Source organism: Methylobacterium sp. yr668, from assembly GCF_900116245.1.
GTDB lineage: Bacteria > Pseudomonadota > Alphaproteobacteria > Rhizobiales > Beijerinckiaceae > Methylobacterium.
This window is the reverse complement of sequence record NZ_FOZY01000016.1, coordinates 62,885-79,199: the sequence shown is the minus strand read 5'-3', so window position 1 is coordinate 79,199 and position 16,315 is coordinate 62,885. Positions and strand designations below refer to the sequence as shown.

The window sequence follows — 16,315 nt, the reverse complement described above, 5'->3', positions numbered from 1 at the left end:
GTGCCGGCCGGCAGGGCCGCTCGCCTAGTACAGGGCCGGCACGTAGACGTTCGGGATCGGGAAGCCGCTGAAGACGAGCTTGCCGTCGACGAGCCGGAGGGGCGGGAGCGCCTTCAGCGGCGTCCCGTCGGCCGGCGCGTCGGGGCCGGGACGCTGGGCCAGCCCCAGGAGCCCGCCGACCAGCTGGCCCACCAGGGCGCCCCGGTCCGAGCCGAAGCGCTGGCCGACGATGCTGCCGACCAGCGCGTCGACGCCGGCCGCCCGCAGGTCGATCTGCCCGGCGGGCCGGTGGGCGGCGTCGAGGGCGAGGCTGCCCTTCGCCTGGACGCGCTGCGCCCCCTTGGCCAGCGACAGCGCCGTCAGGTCGAGGGCGCCGCCCGCCTGACGCCAGCGCTCCAGCTCGCGCGCCACCGTCCCGGTGCGCAGCACGGTCGCCTGCGTCAGGGTCGCGTCCAGGGCCAGATCGGCCGGATCCGGCGTTCCAGTGACGGCGTCGAGCTGCGGTACCGCCGCCTGGTTCAGGCGCAGGCTGACATCCACGGCGCCGTCGGAGTCGAAGCGGCCCGGGCTCGGCCGGGCATGCAGCTCGAGATGCCGCCCCGAGACCGCGATCGGGCCGGGCTCGGCGCCCTTCACGGTGATGTCGGGCTTGTCGACGACCAGGGACGCGCGGCTGAAGCCCCCCGCGGCGCCGTGGAAGCTGCCCTGGAGCGCGGTCCAGGACGCGTCGCCGGTCAGCGGGCCCTGCTCGGCGTGGAACGGGCCCGCGCTCTCGAAGACGACCAGGCGGGGCTGGTAGATCTGCGCCACCGCCGTGCTCGGCCCGAGCCGGAAGCGCCCGTCGGCGCGCTCGAGGGTCACGGCGCTGCAGCGCAGCTCCAGGCGGAACGGGTAGCCGCCGAGGGATCGGTCCGCGCAGGTCCAGGTGCGTCCGGCGGTCGCCTCGCGGGCGATCCAGCCGTCGATCTCGCTGGCCGCGCGCTCCCGCATCCACAGCCAGCCGGCCGACCAGCCCACGACCACGAGGGCGAGCAGGATGTAGGGCAGGAACAGCCCCCGCCGGGATCGCCGCGCGCGCCGTACCGGAGCTGTCTCAGCGGCACCCTCCGGCCGCGTCCGATCCTGCACCATGCGTTCCGCTCCCCGACCCGTCCCCGCGGGGACATCGTGACCCCGGCTTGTGGCCACGCAAGGGGCGAAACTGGGGCAGCACCGCCACGGGTCGACCGCTGCGGACGCGATCCGTCCGCGCGCGGCGCGTTCCCGGTCAGACCTGCGCCGGCTCGACGGTGTCGACCTGCAGATCCTCGACGATCGCCGTCCGCTCGGCCTCGTTCTCGGCGAGGCGGTGAACGTGCATCTCGGTGGCACCCCGGCGGCGGACACGGTCGAGCCAGGTCCGGCGCAGATGGTCGCGCGGGCTCTCGCTGGAACTCGCCACCGAGACCATCTCGGCGATGCCGGCGTTGTCCCGGCGGACGGCGATCACCACGGCCTGCGCCATCTCGTCGAGGTCGAAGCCGCCGGCCGGGTGGACACCGACCACGTAGCGCCGGCCGGAGCGGCCGCGCCAGGCCGAGAGCGGGAGCGCTGGGGAGCCGCGCAGACCCGCGGTCGTCTTGAGGCGTTCTTCACGCACATCCTGCCTCCGAGTGCGATCGTCCTTCAGGTCGCGGAGCGCGGCCGACCAGGACAGGGCTCTTCTGTTCGCCATTTGTTCTAACCTAACGCGCGATATCCACAGGCGTCAAGGGCGACGTTCCTAGAGCGAGATGTGGCGACGATGCCCGTTATCCACAAGCCGCCGGGCGACGGTCCGACGCGGAAAACCGCGCTCGCGAACGGCTCAGCGTCGGGCGTCTGCGGCGGCCGGCGTCTCGTCGGCCGGCACGGCGTGCCCATCGGCCGCGAGGCCCTGGAGGCCGCCCTCGACGAGGGCGTTCGAGGCCGTCTCGAGCCGCTCCTGGGCCAGCGCCTGGAACTCCTGGCGGGGCAGGCCCGGCGGGATGGGCGGCAGGAACTCGATCACCGCCCGGCCCGGCCGGCGCACGAGGCTGTTGCGCGACCAGAACAGGCCTGTGTTCAGCGCCACGGGGAGGCAGGGCACGTTCAGGGCGGTGTAGAGGTGCGAGAGCCCCTGCTTGTAGGCGGGCGGCGCCCCGACCGGACGCCGGGTGCCCTCGGGGAAGATGATGAGCTGGCGGCCGTCCCGGATCGCCGCGCCGGCGGCGGCGTTCATCAGGCTCATGGCCCGGCTGCCCTTCGACCGGTCGATCGCCACCATGCCGCTGCGCGACAGGTACCAGCCGATCAGCGGGATGAGCAGCAGCTCCTTCTTCAGGATGTAGGCGAAGTTCGGCAGCACCGTGCAGAGGGCCAGCGTCTCCAGGGCCGACTGGTGCTTGGCCGCCACCAACAGGGGGCCGGCCGGGATGTTCTCCAGCCCGCGGAACTCGACCCGCGTTCCCGCGACGACCCGCAGGAGCCACAGGGTGATCCGCCCCCAGGCGCGGGCGAGCCGCAGCACCGACCGGCCGGAGACCAGCATGGGCAGGCCGGCGAAGGCCAGGACCGTCGTGACGGCGTAGAAGCAGACGTTGAAGGCGAGAGAGCGGAGGGCGAGCATCGGGAACCGTGTCGTGGCGGCTCCCCTGTAGCGCGCCCGCGTGTCCGCGGCCAAGGGCGACGTGCCGGGCGGCGTCAGGTCCCCTCGGGGCGATGCCCGTCTCGGAGGAGCCCCGCGCCGCGCCCGGCGACCAGCCAGTAGACCAGGCCGGCGCTGGCACCGACCGCGAACAGGATCAGCGTCAGGCGCGCCTCGCCCGCGAGGAGGGCGGCGTCGCGGGCGCCGCCGGACCGGAGCGCGCCGCGCGTCAGCCAGGGGAGGGCGGCGGTGAGCAGACCGCAGCCGGCGCCGTACCACAGCAGGCCGCGGCGCCCGAGGATCTCACCACCGAGGCCGATCACGGCCGGGGGCACGAACAGCAGCGCGAACAGCGCCTTGGCGAGGCCGGCGAGGAGCAGGGCGAGCCCCTCCGGCGGCAGCCCGGCCGAGAGGTCCGACAGGGCCATGTCGAGTCCAGCGAGCGCCCCGCCGGACAGCCAGGCCTGCGCGGCCGGGTCGACGAGCAGCGCCAGGACCAGGACCGCGAGGCCCGCGGGGACTGCGAGCAGGAGGGCGAAGGTCCCGAGAATCAGGCGACCGAGGGCGTGCATGCCGCGAGCCTCTACACCGGGCGTCCCCGCCCGTCGCGCGGAAGCCGCGCCCGATCCTCGCGGATCCGGCGCGGCTTCCATCGTTCCGCGACCCGGGGGGCGTGTGCCGTCAGCCGTGGGCCGGGGCCGCGCCGCCGGGATCGCCGTGCGTGTGCTTCTTCCGGAACCGGCCCAGCCAGATCGAGAAGTGGCGGATCACCACGTAGAAGACCGGGGTCAAGAACAGGCCGAAGAAGGTCGCGCCGATCATCCCGAAGAACACCGCGGTGCCGAGCGCCTGGCGCATCTCGGCGCCGGGGCCGGTCGCCACGACCAGGGGCAGGGTGCCGAGGATGAACGCGAAGGCGGTCATCAGGATCGGGCGCAGGCGGAGACGGCAGGCCTCGACCGCCGCCTCGACCGGGCCGCGATGCTCCCGCTGCTCGATGTCGTGCGCGAACTCGACGATCAGGATCGCGTTCTTCGCCGCGAGGCCGATGAGCACGATCAGGCCGATCTGGGTCAGGATGTTGTTGTCCTGCCCCCGGAACTGCACGCCCGCGAGCGCGGCTAGCACGCCGGTCGGCACCACCAGCAGGATCGCGAGCGGCAGCGCCCAGGATTCGTACTGCGCGGCGAGCACGAGGAAGACGAGCAGCACGCCGAGAGCGAAGACCGCGCCGGCCGTGCCGCTCGCCGCCTTCTGCTGGTAGGCGATCTCGGTCCAGTCGTACGAGTAGCCGTCGGGCAGCGCCTTCTTGGCGATCTCCTCCATGGCGGTGAGCGCCTGTCCGGTGGAGACGCCGGGCTTGGCCACGCCCTGCACCGGGACCGAGTAGTACAGGTTGAACCGCTGCACGATCTGCGGACCGGTCACGTCCCGCACCGAGGCGAGGGTGCCCATCGGCACCAGGGCGCCGGTGGAGGAGCGCACCTTGATCTGCGAGATGTCCTGCACAGACGTGCGGAACGCCGCGTCGCCCTGCAGGCGCACCTGGTAGATGCGGCCCAGGGTGTTGAAGTCGTTGACGTAGGTGCCGCCGAGATCCGCCTGGACCGACGAGAACACATTGGCCAGCGGCACGTTCAGCATCCGCGCGATGGTGCGGTCGATGTCGAGGAAGAGCTGCGGCGTCGAGTTATCGAAGGTCGTGAAGACGCGCTGCACGTCCGCGCTCTGGTTCGCCTGGGCGATCACCTCGCCGGCGGCGGCCATGAGCGGGCCGATATCCGAGGACTGGCGGCTCTCGATCTGCATCTTGAAGCCGCCGCCGTTGCCGAGACCGCGGACGGGCGGGGGCGGGATGACGATGACCCGCGCCTCCTGGATGTCCGAGGTCGCCTTCAGCACGTCGCCGGTGATGACGGCCGCGCTCCGACCCACTTCCGCGCGCTCCTTCGCCCCCTTGAGGGTCAGGAACATCACGCCGGCATTGGTCGTGTTGGTGAAGGTCGCGCCGTCGAAGCCCGCGATGATCACCGCGTTGGCCACGCCGTCGACCGTCCGGGCCTGTTTGGCGGCGCGCAGGATCACGTCCGTCGTCCGATCGAGGGACGAGCCGGACGGGAGCTGGACGACGCCGATCAGGTAGCCCTGGTCCTGGTCGGGGATGAAGCCCGTGGGGGTCGTCTGCGCGAGGTGGAGCGTGCCAGCGATCACCGCGGCGTAGACCAGCAGCATCACGCCCAAGCCCACGATCCCGCCGGTGAGCACCCGGATCGTCCGGCCGTAGGCGTTCGACGTGGCGTCGAAGGCGCGGTTGAAGCCGTTCGCCAGCCAGTTCACGAACCGGGTCAGGAAGAACTTCGGCTCCTTGCGGGCGTGGTGGGGCACCAGCAGCAGCTTGCAGAGCGCCGGCGACAGGGTCAGCGAGTTGAAGGCCGAGATCAGGGTCGAGGCCGCGATGGTGAGCGCGAACTGCTTGTAGAACTGGCCCGAGATGCCCGGGATGAACGCCGTCGGCACGAACACCGCGGCGAGCACCAGCGCGATGGCGATGACCGCGCCGCCGACCTCGTCCATGGTCTTGTGTGCGGCGTCGCCCGGCGACAGGCCCTCGGCCATGTTGCGCTCGACGTTCTCCACCACCACGATCGCGTCGTCGACCACGATGCCGATCGCGAGCACCAGCCCGAACAGGGTCAGGTTGTTCAGCGAGAAGCCGAAGGCGGCCATCGCCGCGAAGGTGCCGATCAGCGAGACCGGGATCGCGATGACCGGGATCAGGGCGGTCCGCCAGCTCTGGAGGAACACCAGCACCACGATGACCACGAGGCCGACCGCCTCGAACAGGGTCTTGTAGACCTCGTGGATCGATTCCTCGATGAACTCCGTCGGGTTGTAGGCGATGCGGTACTCGACGTCCGGCGGGAAGTTCTTCTTGACCTCCTCCATCACCTTCTTGACCGACGCCGCCGCGTCGAGCGCGTTGGTGCCCGGCCGCTGGAAGGCGCCGATGCCGACCGCGGGCGTGTCGTTGAGGAACGAGTTGGTCGTGTAGTCCTTCTGGCCCATCTCGACGCGGGCGATGTCCTTGACCCGGACGAGGCGCCCGTCCTGCGCCTTGATGATCACCTCGGCGAACTGCTCGGGCGTCTTGAACCGGGCCTGCGACTGCACGACGAGCTGGAACGCCTCGCCCTTGGCGGCCGGCGGACCGTTCAGCTGGCCGGCGGCCACCTGCACGTTCTGCTCCTGCAGGGCCGTCGTGACGTCGGTGACCGAGAGGCCGTAGGCGGCCAGCTTGTTCGGGTCGACCCAGACGCGCTCCGCGTACTCGTTACCGCCGAAGATCGTGATGTCGCCGACGCCGTCGAGGCGCAGCAGCTCGTCGCGGATGTTCAGGTAGATGTAGTTGGCGAGGTAGTTCTGGTCGTAGGTCTTGTTCGGCGAGAGCAGGTGCACGACCAGCATCAGGTCGGGCGAGGCCTTGCGGACCGTGACGCCGAGGTTGCGCACGTCCGGCGGCAGGCGCGGCTGCGCCACCGAGAGCCGGTTCTGCACTAGCACGTTGGCGATATCGAGGTTGGTGCCGACCTTGAAGGTCACGGTCAGCAGCATGTTGCCGTCGTTGGTCGACAACGACGTCATGTAGAGCATGTTGTCGACGCCGTTGACCTCCTGCTCGATCGGCGTCGCGATCGTGGCGGCCACGGTCTCGGCGTTGGCGCCCGGATAGGAGGCGCGCACCGTCACGGTCGGCGGCACGATCTCGGGGTACTGCGAGACCGGCAGGCTCTCGTAGGCCACGAAGCCGAGGATCAGGAAGACGATCGACGTGACGGACGCGAAGATCGGTCTGTCGACGAAGAAATGGGCGAAACGCATCGGTCAAACCTCTGAGGCCCGCCGGTCTCCCGGACGGGGCCCTGCGTCGTCGGTGCGGGGCGCGCCGCGCGGCGCGCACCTAGGCGTTCGTGTCGAGCCCCGGGGGCTCAGGTCTTGCTCGGGGGCAATTCGATCGTCTCGGGGGTGACCTTCGCGCCCGGACGGACACGGGACAGGCCGTTGACCACCACGGTCTCGTCGCCCTTCAGCCCTGACTGGATCACCCGGTAGCCGTCGACCTTCGGTCCCAGCACGACGTCCTTCTGCTGGATCACGTTCTCGGGCCCGACGATGTAGACGATCCGCTTGTCCTGGTTGGCAGCCACGGCGTCGTCGGGCAGCAGGATGCCCTGGAACGGCTTGGTCGCCGGCATCGAGACGATGCCGAACAGGCCGGGCTTGATGAACAGGTCGGGGTTCGGGACGGTCGCGCGCAGCAGGATCGTGCCGGTGGCGTTGTCGACGCGGTTGTCGACGAAGTCGAGCGTGCCCTTGCGGGTGGGCTTCGCTTCCCCCGACAGGGCGATCAGGATCGGCACGCCCTTACCCTGCTGGGTCTGGCCCATGCCGATGCCGAGGCTGTTCTGGTACTTGAGGAACGACTTCTCATCGACGGTGTAGCTGAAATAGATCGGGTCGAGGGACACGATCGTCGTCAGCATGGTCTGGTCGGCGCTGACGATGTTGCCCTCGGTCACCAGGCGGCGGCTGATGCGGCCGTTGATCGGCGCCTTCACCTCGCTGAAGTCGTAGTTCAGCTGGGCGTTGTTGAGAGCGGCCTGGGCGCTGTCGACGTCGGCCTGGGCGGTCTGCGAGGCCTGCCGGCGCTGGTCGGTGACCTGCTCGGAGATGTTGCCGCTGCGGGACAGGGTCTGCGCGCGCTCCAGGTCCGTCTGCGAGAAGGACTGGCGCGCCTTGGCGGAGGCCAGGGCCGCCTGGGCCTGCTCCAGCGCCGCCTTGTAGGGGCGCCGGTCGATCACGAACAGGACGTCGCCCTTCTTCACCGTCTGGCCGTCGACGAAGTTGATCTTCTCGAGGTAGCCGGTGACGCGGGCGCGGACCTCGACGTAATCGATCGCGTCGAAGCGGCCGGTATACTGATCCTGCTCGACGATCTGGCGCACCACGGGCTTGGCCACGGTGACCTTGGGCGGCGGGCCGCCCGGCGCCTGCGCGCGGGCCGGAGTCGCGAGGGGGCCTGCCGCGAGAGCCGCGATCAGGCCTGACAAGACGGTGAGTAGGCTGGGAAGCCGGCTGCGCATCGGGTCCTGCTGTCCGTTGGCCGACCGTCCGGTCGCGCCGAGCTTGACGATTGTTCCGCCGCGGGTGCGCCGTAACCCGCGGTCGACGGTGTTGCTTGTGCGCGAACGCACATCACGGTCCCGCGAGCCGGATTGAAACGGCAGATCAGGCGACCGTTTCGCCCGCGCTGTACCAGTCCTTGAAACCGCCCTTGTAGTGTTCGGCGAGGTCGAGCCCGGCATTCTGCGCCGCCATGAGCGCGTGGACCGAGCGGACGCCCGAGGCGCACGAGAACACCGCCCGCCGGCCGTCCTCGGCGACGAGGGTCGCGACCGCCTGTGGGTCGAAGCCGGAGAGCGGGTGCGAGACGGCGCCGGGGATGTGCCCGGCCTCGTACTCGTGCGGCTCACGGACGTCGATGATCAGCATCGAGCCGTCATCGAGCCCCTGCTTGACCGTCTCGCGATCGAGGTCGACCACCCGCATCGGCAGGATCTCCGTTCCGCCCGCTCTCGGCCAGGCTGGCTGACTGACGCTTTTCCTTATTCGTCAGACCCCGGCGGCGCAACGTGCGTCGTCGTCCCGCGGTCGCGGGCCGCGACCGTCGGCCGGCGGGCAGGCGTCTGGGTCCGGCGCGGATCGGCGGTCGCCGTCAGAGCGCCGCGAGGGTCGGCGCCACGGCCGCGAAATGCGCGGGCCAGTCCGGCGGCCGGTACCCGGTCAGACGGCCGGCCAGTTCGGCGCGGAGCGACCCGTCGGGCCGCGCGAGCGCCTCGATCGCCTCGATCCAGCCCGGACCGTCCAGGGGATCGCGGAACAGCGCGAAGCCGTCGGCGATCTCGCGGTGGACGGCGATGTCGGAGGCGATCACCGGCAGCCCCGAGGCCGCGGCCTCGACGACGGGGATGCCGTAGCCCTCGGTGAAGGACGGCATCAGCAGGGCGGTGCAGCTGCGCATCAGCGCCGCCAGACCGTGGGTCGACAATCCCGAGACCTCGATGACGTGGGCGCGCACGCCGGGGCAGCGCTCCAGCATGTCGATGGCGCTCTCCGCCTCCCAGCCCCGGCGCCCGACCACGACGAGCCGGGGTGCCGCCGCCCCGTGGCGCTCGGCCAGGAGCCGCCAGATCTGGAACAGCAGCAGGTGGTTCTTGCGCGACTCGATGGTGCCGCAGACCAGGAAGGTCGGCCGGTCGGGGGTGAATCGGGGCCCGGCGTGGCCGAAGGCGGCCTCGACCCCGAGATGCCCCACGGCCACCGGCGGCCGCCCGAACCCCTCGGCGGCGAGATGCGCGAGGGTGCGCCTGCCGGTATCCTCCGAATTCACCAGGATGGCGGAGGCGTGCCGCCCGATCGTGCGCAGGCGCGCCCGGTGCCGGTCAGCCTCACCGGACCGGCCGTATTCCGGGTGGGTGATCGGGATGAGGTCGTGGACGAAGAACGCCGCCCGCACGTCCCGCCGGGTATAGAGCCAGTCGAACCGCCGCGGGTCGTCGAGGCGCAGGTGCGAGGTGTGCAGGTAGAGCGCGTCCCGGGGCAGGATCGCGACCGACCGGCCGCGCAGCGCGATGTCGACGGTCTTGCGCGCCTGGATCCGCCGCCGGTCGGTGGACCCGGCCTGCGGTGCGGTGACGGGCGGCGGCGCGGCGGCGGGATCGCCGCAGCGGGACGCGAGCCGCCGGTAGACCGGGTCCGACGCGGCGTCCCGGTCCTCGACCCAGCCGGCCGCCACGGCCTCGACGATCTCCAGCGCCTGCGCGCGGTCGAGGATGCGCGGCCCGAACGCCGTGGAGACGACGCCGACGCCCGTATCCGCCCGGCCGAGATAGGCGCGCGCGTAGGCGAGGTCGACGCGGTCGATGCCCGACGGGCTCGCGTGGCGCAGCCGCGTGACGAGGCGCGTGAGATCGAAGGCGATCGGTCGGTCCGTCATGATCCTCTGGCAATCGCGGGGGCGAGGCCTCCCCGTAGCGGGCCTGACCCGCGAGAGCCAGCACATCCGCGCGGCCCGCGCGCGCCGAAGGGCTTGCGCGGGCGCGGCGCGGAGGCTAAGAGCCGCGAGCCCTAGCGGCGTCGGAGTGTAGCGCAGCCCGGTTAGCGCACTAGTCTGGGGGACTAGGGGTCGTGGGTTCGAATCCCGCCACTCCGACCATTTCAAGCCTTTGGGCAACAAGGCTCTGTCCTGGAACGATCGCTGGTCAGTCCGCGAGCAAAGGCGGAACGCGCGGTGCACGTGGGCACTATGGGCCACCAGAGCCACCCAGGGTCTGTTCTCGGTCGGTGCATTCCTGGCGGCGAAGGGTCGCCGAAGCCCATGGCCTCGAACCCGACCGTCTCCGCGCTTCGCGAGGCCGCCGAGCTCTCTGACGAGGCGATCGACTTGGATCCTCAGCAGCGCGGCCGGCGGCAGAGGCGCGCCTCCCCGACTTTCATCGCCCGCAGGTAGGCGCGGCCGTCCAGGCTTCGCCCTGCCTGGGCCACCTCGGATCACTCCACCGCACGTCGACGAAGCGGTGCGGAGCTGCGGGTGCTGTCGGTGTGCCTGGTGACGACGCGGCGCGGAGGGTCAGGATCGACGGCGCTGGCGCCCGGCCGATCTCAAACCCTGCACGCCGACACGCGCCGGAACCGCGACCTCTCCGGACTCGTGATCACGGGACCTGCGGGAGGCGCATCTCCTTGCGGAAGCTCCTGTCGAAGGCGGTGGCCGGCACGAAGCGGCGCAGCAGGCTGACCTGCCTCGCCTTGGGGCCCGCCGTGTAACGGCGCTTCGGGCTCGTCGCGGTGGCGGCTTCGACGATGACCTTCGCCACGACCTCGGGCGCATCGGCGGACTTCATGACCTCGCTCAGGAACCGGTCTCGACCGGCGCGCTCCGCCTCGTAGATGCCGAGCGGCGCGTCGGGGCGCACGAGGTTCCGGTCGAAGGCCGTCCGGGTGAAGGCGGGCTCGACGAGCACGATCCGGATCCCTTGCCCACGAACCTCGTGGTCCAGCGACTCGGAGTAGCCTTCGACGGCGTGCTTGCTGGCGCCGTAGAGCGCCATGTAGGGGGCCGGGATCAGGCCCTGAACAGAGCTGACGTTGACGATCCGGCCGCCCTTCTGCGCGCGCATCAGGGGAAGCACGGCGCGGGTCGTCCGGATGACGCCGAACAGGTTCACGTCGAACATGGCCTGAGCCTGCGAGACCGACGATTCCTCGGCCGCGCCGCTGATGCCGAAGCCGGCGTTGTTCACGAGGAGGTCGATCCTCCCCGTCTCGCCGAAGACGGTCTCGACCATCTCAGTGACCGATCTCTCATCGGTGACGTCACAGACGATGGTAGCCATCCCGCCGTCCACGGCCGGAGACGCCCTCCGGCTGGTCCCGAATACGCGGTAGCCCGCAGCCTGAAGGGCCTTCGCCGTCTCCAGCCCGATGCCGGACGAGGCGCCTGTGACCACCGCGGTCTTGATGCTGCCCTTGCTCATATCGCCCTCCGATCCACGCGGCACCTTGCCCGCTGCGACCCAATATAAATTATGATCATCATTTTTTAAAGCAAGCCAGATCCGAGTGCCTCGCCAATCCGGTCCAGGGTCTCGGAGGATTCATCGGCGATCTCCGTCATCGATCGCGAGCGCGGGTCGGTCGGTTCGAGGATCCTGCCGAACTGCTCCTCGGGTGCTCCCAGCACCGTCGCCTCGAGATGGGCGGGCGCCCCGCTCATCCCGAAGGAGACGCGGCCCCGGGACGCGGACGCCGTTCGCCTCGGAGGCGCCGGCACCCATCGGCCTCAGCCGCGTCGCAGGCCTCGTCTCAGCGTCCCGAATTGGCGGCCGCCGTCAGGCCCGGCGGAACAGGTGATGTGCTCAGACCGGGACCCGCCAGGAACATCCGGCCGGTCGCGAAGGCCGCCGCGTTGACGAGGCCCATGGCGACGAAGCCGGCCGAGAGGGCGACGAACATCCCGACCAAGCCCAGCCCGAGCCTCGCCGCGATCCAGGCTCCCCCCAGGGCCACGGCCATCCGAAGGACGCTCGCGGCGAGCGGCCAGCCGACACGGCCGGCCCCCTGGGCCGCGAAGTAGAGGGCGAGGCCGGCCCCGAAGAATCCGTAGAACGGTCCGACGACGCGCAGGTAGGTCGAGCCGGTGGCGAGCATCGCCGGATCGAGCCCAAACAGGCCGAGCCACCCGGCAGGATGGAGGGCGGCCGTGAGGCCGATGGCCTCCGTCAGGACACCCGCCACGAGGGCGCCGGTCAGCGCGGCCTGACGGGCGCGTGCGTGCATCCCGGCCCCGAGGGCGGTCCCGACGAGGGCGGCGATCGGCGAGCCGAGCCCGAACACCAGGGGGACCAGCAGGTACTCCAGCCTCGCGCCGGTCCCGTACCCCGCCACCGCCGCCGGTCCCGCCGTCCCGACGAAGCCGGTCGCGGCGATGACGGTGACGTTGGAGGCCATGCTGGCGATGCCGGAGAGCAGGCCGACGCGCAGGATCTCGCGGGACGGCGCCCAGGTCAGCCTCGGCGGGCGAGGGCTCGGGCGCAGGACACCCCGGCCGGACCAGATGTAGGCGGCGAAGACGGTGGCGCCGACGGCGTAGTAGGCGGCGAAGGCGACACCGCCGCCCACGACCCCGAGGCGGGGGAACGGCCCCCACCCGAAGATCAGCGCGGGCGAGAGCGGGATCAGCAGGACGGCCCCGGCGCAGGTGACGCCGGCCGGGAGCGCCATGTTGCCGGTCCCGCGGATCACCGCCGCCAGCGCGTTGAACAGCCAGATCAGGATCGCCGCGCCGAACACGACGGTTGCGTAGGCCGTCGCGGCGCTGAGCGAGGCACCCGTACCGCCCATCGCCGCGTAGAGGCGCGGTCCCAGGGTCAAGGCGAGCAGGCTGGTCACCGCGCCGAGGCCGAGGCCGATGGCGGCGGCGTGCCACGCGAGCAGACCCGCCGCGTCCTGCCGACCGGCGCCCAGGGTGCGCGAGACCGCCGACTGGATGCCGCCGCCCATGCCGCCCGCGGACAGCATCTGGACGAGCATGACCACCGGGAAGACGAGCGCCATTCCGGCGAGGGCGTCGGTGCCGAGCTCGGCGACGAAGTAGGTCTCGATCAGGCCGATGGAGGTCTGGACGACCATGACCGCGACATTCGGCACGGCCATCCGGGCCAGCGTTGGCAGGAGAGGGGCCGTCAGCAGTCGGCGCGTCCTGATGTCCATGAGGGCTTCCTCGTCCGTGACAGCTTCGGCGGCCGGCTACGCGATGCCCGAGGAGCGCACTCGGGAGGTCGGGCCCCCTCGTCCGGCTTCGGGGGTATTGGACAGGAGCCCCGGCCGGCCATCCGAGACCTGGATGTTGGCGTCGACGATCGTCACGCCGGTGGGGCCTCCGAACTGCTCAAGGCCCTCGATCTCGGCGCCGCTACCCTCGACCATCCCCGCGGCCGGCGCGACCTCGGAGGCCTGGACCAAGGCTGGCTTCAGGGTCACGGAAATCCGGGCCGCCCAGGCCGGTGCGTACGATGACCAGTCCGCATCCATCGCCGGCTCCCCCGCGGGCACTCGACGGTTTGATATGACGCCCATAATCTATTATGATCGTCATCTATCGTCAACGGCCTTCCCGTCTGCCAAGCGAGGCTTTCTTGGACAATCGGGCCGCGCATCCCGAGCCGGCGGTCGGCGAGGCCCGGGGCCCACGCGAGGTCCTCGAAGCCCGGGGCGTTGCCTGTGTCAGCGCCGATCTCCCGGCCGTCGCGACGCGCGGTCGTCACGCCCTCCCTGGTCAAAGGGATTCTGCGGGACCTCGAGCCTTTCGCGACGCCCGATGCGCCGAACCCGATCCTGGCCCGCTTGCCTGCAATCCGCTCGCAGCAGTGCGGTGACACGGCAGCAGCCGCAGCGCCCGCACTCGGATGCCAGGGTGATGATGGCAGGGGTCAACGCGACTTCTTCGGCCGACACGGAGGGCACATCGCGTCGCCTGCCGCGGTGCTGGTCGACGGTCCGGCAGGCGTGGCGTTCCGGGAGACTGTACCTCTCCCGGATGTCTGCAACCGCCTAGCGGCGTCGCTCGGATGCTACGAGGCTCCGGCCGCCACGTCCGCCAACATCTGCTTCTTCAAGGTCAGATCGGCCACGAGCCGCCGCAGCCGAGCCTTCTCGCGCTCCGGATCCTTCATCTTCCGAGCCTGATCGACTCGGAGACCGGCGTACGCCTTGCGCCAGCGTGAGGCACTCTGCTCAGAGATCTCCGCTTCCGCGCACGCAAGCGCCAAGTTCTTGCCCCGGGCTGTCTGCACCTCGATCTGGTGCAGCTTCGGCGCGACCTGCTCCGCGCGCGTCGTCCGACCGCGCCGCCTGTCCGGCTCCTCCGGTCCTGGCAGATCCTCTCGATCAGCTCGGTCCGAAGGCGGCTGGTCAGGTCAGCCTGGACGCAGGCCGGGCGCCGTCCTCGTCGGAGGCTTAAACCGTCCCGCCTGCCCACGCGTCGACCGGGCCTCGGCATGCCCTCGAGGCTACGCCTTCAGCCCCGACGGCACCGCCGCGCGGGACGTTCTCGCTGCCGCTGCACGCCCGCCGGGGCTCGAATCCGGACGGGCCGCCCGGTTCGCCGGTCGGAGCTTTCCTGTCTCGCCCCTAGGCCTTCATCTCGGCGAGCATCTTCGCGCCCTCGGTCAGAAAGAACGCCTTGATCTTCGGATTGCGGACACGCAGGGCGCAGTGTCTCGCGATCTCGCTCATCGACCGGTTCTTCGGATTGTTGAGGAGATCGGTCAGGTACGTCTGAGCCTGGGCCTCGGTGTCGATGGTGAATGGCTGGGGGTCCACGAAGCACCTCTCGCTTTGACCTGCCCGGCGCGCCGTGGCGCGCCTCTCGATGCCCCGCCGACCGATGAATGGCGAGTCCGTGTCGAGCGCCCTTAGCGCGTCGCCTGCAAATCGATGATCGGGCCGCCGATGTCGAAGAATTCGTCGTCGGTGAACTCTGCCAACTCGATCTCCGCGCGCGGACGCTGAAACGGCAGGAACGCGGAGATCATTCCGAGACACAGCGCCCCGGCAATCAGGACGGCCAACAGCGCGAGGGTCATGGTCAACATCGGAACGCAATGCGATGTCAGACATATAGAACGGTAATCTTAAAACTTGCTTTCGGTGCATGGGATACCGCCCGGTAACCGCGGGCCGCGAACCTGCCGCCGGGCCGCGTTGCGTATCGGCTCGGCTCACACGCTGGTGAGATCAGGCGCTCCCCCGCCCCGTGAGCAGATCGGGGCGGGGCCGAGCGGACTTACCGACCGAGCGACGGGCCGCCCGACGTGCCGCCAGTGCCGGGCGGCCCACTCGTGGGGGTGCCGCCAATGTTGACGCCCGGCGTCGTGCCCGGGATCGACGAGTTGCTCGGGTTGGCCTCATTTCCACGGGTGACCGGGCTCGGTCCGAGATCCCGGGCACCCGGGCCGGCACCTCCGGTTGTCGCCGGCGGGGCGACCCCGGTGTTTCCCGCGCCGCCCGTCACCGTTTGCGCTGAGACCGGCGCGGCCAGGGCGATGGACAAGGCTCCTGCGAGCGCCGCGAGCGTGCGAGTCATGAAGTCGTCCCTGCGATTGCTGTGGCACAGGAACGGTTGATGTCGAGGGAAGTTCAGGGACGGGCGCGTCCATCACCCGCGCGCCGCTCGCCAGCCCGCGGCCTCGACCTCGCGGCAGAGTAAGCGCTCGCCGGAGCCCGTGTCGATCACGGTCCGGGCGGAGTCCCTGCTTCCGGGAAGCTGGTCGATCTCGTCGCCCTCGCGCGCGATGTCGCTCTCGATCGCGCAGACAGCCCGCGTGGGCGCTGCCGCGGGCGCCGCGGGCTTCTCCATTTCCGGCCGGTCTCGACGCCACTGGCGCACTCGGCACGCTTCCAGTCCGACGGCGGATGCGGGTCCCGCAGATCAACCCGGTGCCGCCGTCGGTGACCGAAACGCGGCCGATCGGTAAACGCTCGGATCAGCCCGCAGCGATGAAAACCGGTCAGACTGACCTGACCCGCAGCCTGTTCCCTCGGCGACAGCGCTATCGAGGGGGGCAGCAACGGCGGTGCGCATCTCGGTGCACCCCGAGGGTGACTGATCTGAGCAGGCTTCTCGCTGCTCCAGAAATAAAGAGTTCGTCGCGGGACCGTCGAGCATTTCGCCTGTGCGAGACCACCATTCGTGCTCGAATGTATCACCACGCGACGTTATTTAGTTGCAGGCCCGCGCATTGGCCGCGATTCCAGCTCAATCGAACAATGTTATATCATCATCGACGGGTAAATTATTACTGAATTATCATCTGGCCGACATCGAGGCTCAGCGTATGGAAATATAGATCCAGCTCGTCCGGCTGAATTCTGCAGTGGCCCCTCACTGCTGCCGGAGGGAGCCGCATTCCATGTACATCGTGAGACAAAAGTGCAAGTGCTCGACCCGCGTTCGGTATCAAATCGGGCAATCGCTTGGTTCACGCAACAAGTGCGCGCATCCGGTCGTGCGCTGGATCGGCTTCTCTAAACGTCGACGTAGTGAGATATCTC

At 70.3% G+C, this 16,315-nt stretch carries 14 protein-coding genes, 1 tRNA gene and 1 pseudogene; 1 reads left to right on the top strand and 15 read right to left on the bottom strand.

Translation table 11 applies throughout. The annotated features are described in order from the left end of the window. Positions 1 to 24: 24 nt before the first annotated feature. From BM419_RS19680 to BM419_RS19645, 8 genes are all read right to left on the bottom strand, one after another. The gene (locus tag BM419_RS19680; protein WP_091927432.1) at positions 25 to 1,131 is read right to left on the bottom strand and encodes a DUF2125 domain-containing protein; all 1,107 of its coding nucleotides are present in this window, start codon (positions 1,129 to 1,131) and stop codon (positions 25 to 27) included. A 136-nt stretch (positions 1,132 to 1,267) separates the two neighbouring features. Further along, the gene (locus tag BM419_RS19675) at positions 1,268 to 1,714 is read right to left on the bottom strand and encodes a hypothetical protein (protein ID WP_012319408.1); all 447 of its coding nucleotides are present in this window, start codon (positions 1,712 to 1,714) and stop codon (positions 1,268 to 1,270) included. Positions 1,715 to 1,846: 132 nt separating this feature from the next. Further along, positions 1,847 to 2,626, bottom strand: a complete 780-nt coding sequence (locus BM419_RS19670; protein WP_091927431.1) for a lysophospholipid acyltransferase family protein — start codon at positions 2,624 to 2,626, stop codon at positions 1,847 to 1,849. A 74-nt stretch (positions 2,627 to 2,700) separates the two neighbouring features. After that, positions 2,701 to 3,216, bottom strand: coding sequence for a hypothetical protein (locus tag BM419_RS19665; protein ID WP_091927430.1), 516 nt, complete (start codon positions 3,214 to 3,216; stop codon positions 2,701 to 2,703). Positions 3,217 to 3,325: 109 nt separating this feature from the next. After that, positions 3,326 to 6,523 (bottom strand): efflux RND transporter permease subunit, encoded by a 3,198-nt coding sequence (locus BM419_RS19660; RefSeq protein ID WP_091927429.1) that lies wholly within the window; start codon positions 6,521 to 6,523, stop codon positions 3,326 to 3,328. A 107-nt stretch (positions 6,524 to 6,630) separates the two neighbouring features. Then, positions 6,631 to 7,785: an efflux RND transporter periplasmic adaptor subunit gene (locus tag BM419_RS19655; RefSeq protein ID WP_091676637.1), complete on the bottom strand. Its 1,155-nt coding sequence runs from the start codon at positions 7,783 to 7,785 to the stop codon at positions 6,631 to 6,633. Between the two features lie 145 nt (positions 7,786 to 7,930). Beyond that, positions 7,931 to 8,251, bottom strand: a complete 321-nt coding sequence (locus BM419_RS19650; RefSeq protein WP_091927428.1) for a rhodanese-like domain-containing protein — start codon at positions 8,249 to 8,251, stop codon at positions 7,931 to 7,933. 166 nt (positions 8,252 to 8,417) lie between these two features. Next, positions 8,418 to 9,698 carry a glycosyltransferase family 4 protein gene (locus BM419_RS19645; protein WP_091927427.1) on the bottom strand — a complete coding sequence of 427 codons (1,281 nt, stop codon included), beginning with the start codon at positions 9,696 to 9,698 and terminating at the stop codon, positions 8,418 to 8,420. A 141-nt stretch (positions 9,699 to 9,839) separates the two neighbouring features. On the opposite strand from BM419_RS19645, the gene BM419_RS19640 reads away from it, so the two are divergent. Further along, positions 9,840 to 9,917: transfer RNA gene (locus tag BM419_RS19640), tRNA-Pro, on the top strand. 499 nt (positions 9,918 to 10,416) lie between these two features. Here the strand turns inward: BM419_RS19640 and BM419_RS19635 are convergent. The 7 genes and pseudogenes from BM419_RS19635 to BM419_RS19600 all read right to left on the bottom strand — a co-directional run bounded on the left by BM419_RS19635 (position 10,417) and on the right by BM419_RS19600 (position 15,620). After that, complete coding sequence (locus BM419_RS19635) at positions 10,417 to 11,238, bottom strand: oxidoreductase (protein ID WP_091927426.1); 822 nt, start codon at positions 11,236 to 11,238, stop codon at positions 10,417 to 10,419. Between the two features lie 328 nt (positions 11,239 to 11,566). Next, positions 11,567 to 12,973, bottom strand: a complete 1,407-nt coding sequence (locus BM419_RS19625) for an MATE family efflux transporter (RefSeq protein WP_091927424.1) — start codon at positions 12,971 to 12,973, stop codon at positions 11,567 to 11,569. 36 nt (positions 12,974 to 13,009) lie between these two features. Continuing rightward, positions 13,010 to 13,243 carry a hypothetical protein gene (locus BM419_RS19620; RefSeq protein ID WP_139257080.1) on the bottom strand — a complete coding sequence of 78 codons (234 nt, stop codon included), beginning with the start codon at positions 13,241 to 13,243 and terminating at the stop codon, positions 13,010 to 13,012. Between the two features lie 309 nt (positions 13,244 to 13,552). Beyond that, positions 13,553 to 14,139 (bottom strand): annotated as a pseudogene (locus BM419_RS32920) (transposase); the annotation flags it as partial. Positions 14,140 to 14,392: 253 nt separating this feature from the next. Beyond that, positions 14,393 to 14,584, bottom strand: coding sequence for a hypothetical protein (locus BM419_RS19615; RefSeq protein ID WP_020095026.1), 192 nt, complete (start codon positions 14,582 to 14,584; stop codon positions 14,393 to 14,395). Positions 14,585 to 14,676: 92 nt separating this feature from the next. Beyond that, positions 14,677 to 14,847, bottom strand: a complete 171-nt coding sequence (locus BM419_RS19610) for a hypothetical protein (RefSeq protein WP_244540802.1) — start codon at positions 14,845 to 14,847, stop codon at positions 14,677 to 14,679. A gap of 572 nt (positions 14,848 to 15,419) precedes the next feature. Continuing rightward, the gene (locus tag BM419_RS19600; protein WP_091927421.1) at positions 15,420 to 15,620 is read right to left on the bottom strand and encodes a nuclease; all 201 of its coding nucleotides are present in this window, start codon (positions 15,618 to 15,620) and stop codon (positions 15,420 to 15,422) included. Between the last annotated feature and the right edge of the window lie 695 nt (positions 15,621 to 16,315).

Excerpts from the sequence above, each read along its gene's own strand:
- BM419_RS19650 (WP_091927428.1), bottom strand. The coding sequence starts at position 8,251 with ATGCGGGTGGTCGACCTCGATCGCGAGACGGTCAAGCAGGGGCTCGAT.
- BM419_RS19645 (WP_091927427.1), bottom strand. The coding sequence starts at position 9,698 with ATGACGGACCGACCGATCGCCTTCGATCTCACGCGCCTCGTCACGCGG.
- BM419_RS19655 (WP_091676637.1), bottom strand. The coding sequence starts at position 7,785 with ATGCGCAGCCGGCTTCCCAGCCTACTCACCGTCTTGTCAGGCCTGATC.
- BM419_RS19665 (WP_091927430.1), bottom strand. The coding sequence starts at position 3,216 with ATGCACGCCCTCGGTCGCCTGATTCTCGGGACCTTCGCCCTCCTGCTC.
- BM419_RS19660 (WP_091927429.1), bottom strand. The coding sequence starts at position 6,523 with ATGCGTTTCGCCCATTTCTTCGTCGACAGACCGATCTTCGCGTCCGTC.
- BM419_RS19635 (WP_091927426.1), bottom strand. The coding sequence starts at position 11,238 with ATGAGCAAGGGCAGCATCAAGACCGCGGTGGTCACAGGCGCCTCGTCC.
- BM419_RS19600 (WP_091927421.1), bottom strand. The coding sequence starts at position 15,620 with ATGGAGAAGCCCGCGGCGCCCGCGGCAGCGCCCACGCGGGCTGTCTGC.
- BM419_RS19625 (WP_091927424.1), bottom strand. The coding sequence starts at position 12,973 with ATGGACATCAGGACGCGCCGACTGCTGACGGCCCCTCTCCTGCCAACG.
- BM419_RS19670 (WP_091927431.1), bottom strand. The coding sequence starts at position 2,626 with ATGCTCGCCCTCCGCTCTCTCGCCTTCAACGTCTGCTTCTACGCCGTC.
- BM419_RS19675 (WP_012319408.1), bottom strand. The coding sequence starts at position 1,714 with ATGGCGAACAGAAGAGCCCTGTCCTGGTCGGCCGCGCTCCGCGACCTG.
- BM419_RS19680 (WP_091927432.1), bottom strand. The coding sequence starts at position 1,131 with ATGGTGCAGGATCGGACGCGGCCGGAGGGTGCCGCTGAGACAGCTCCG.
- BM419_RS19610 (WP_244540802.1), bottom strand. The coding sequence starts at position 14,847 with ATGACCCTCGCGCTGTTGGCCGTCCTGATTGCCGGGGCGCTGTGTCTC.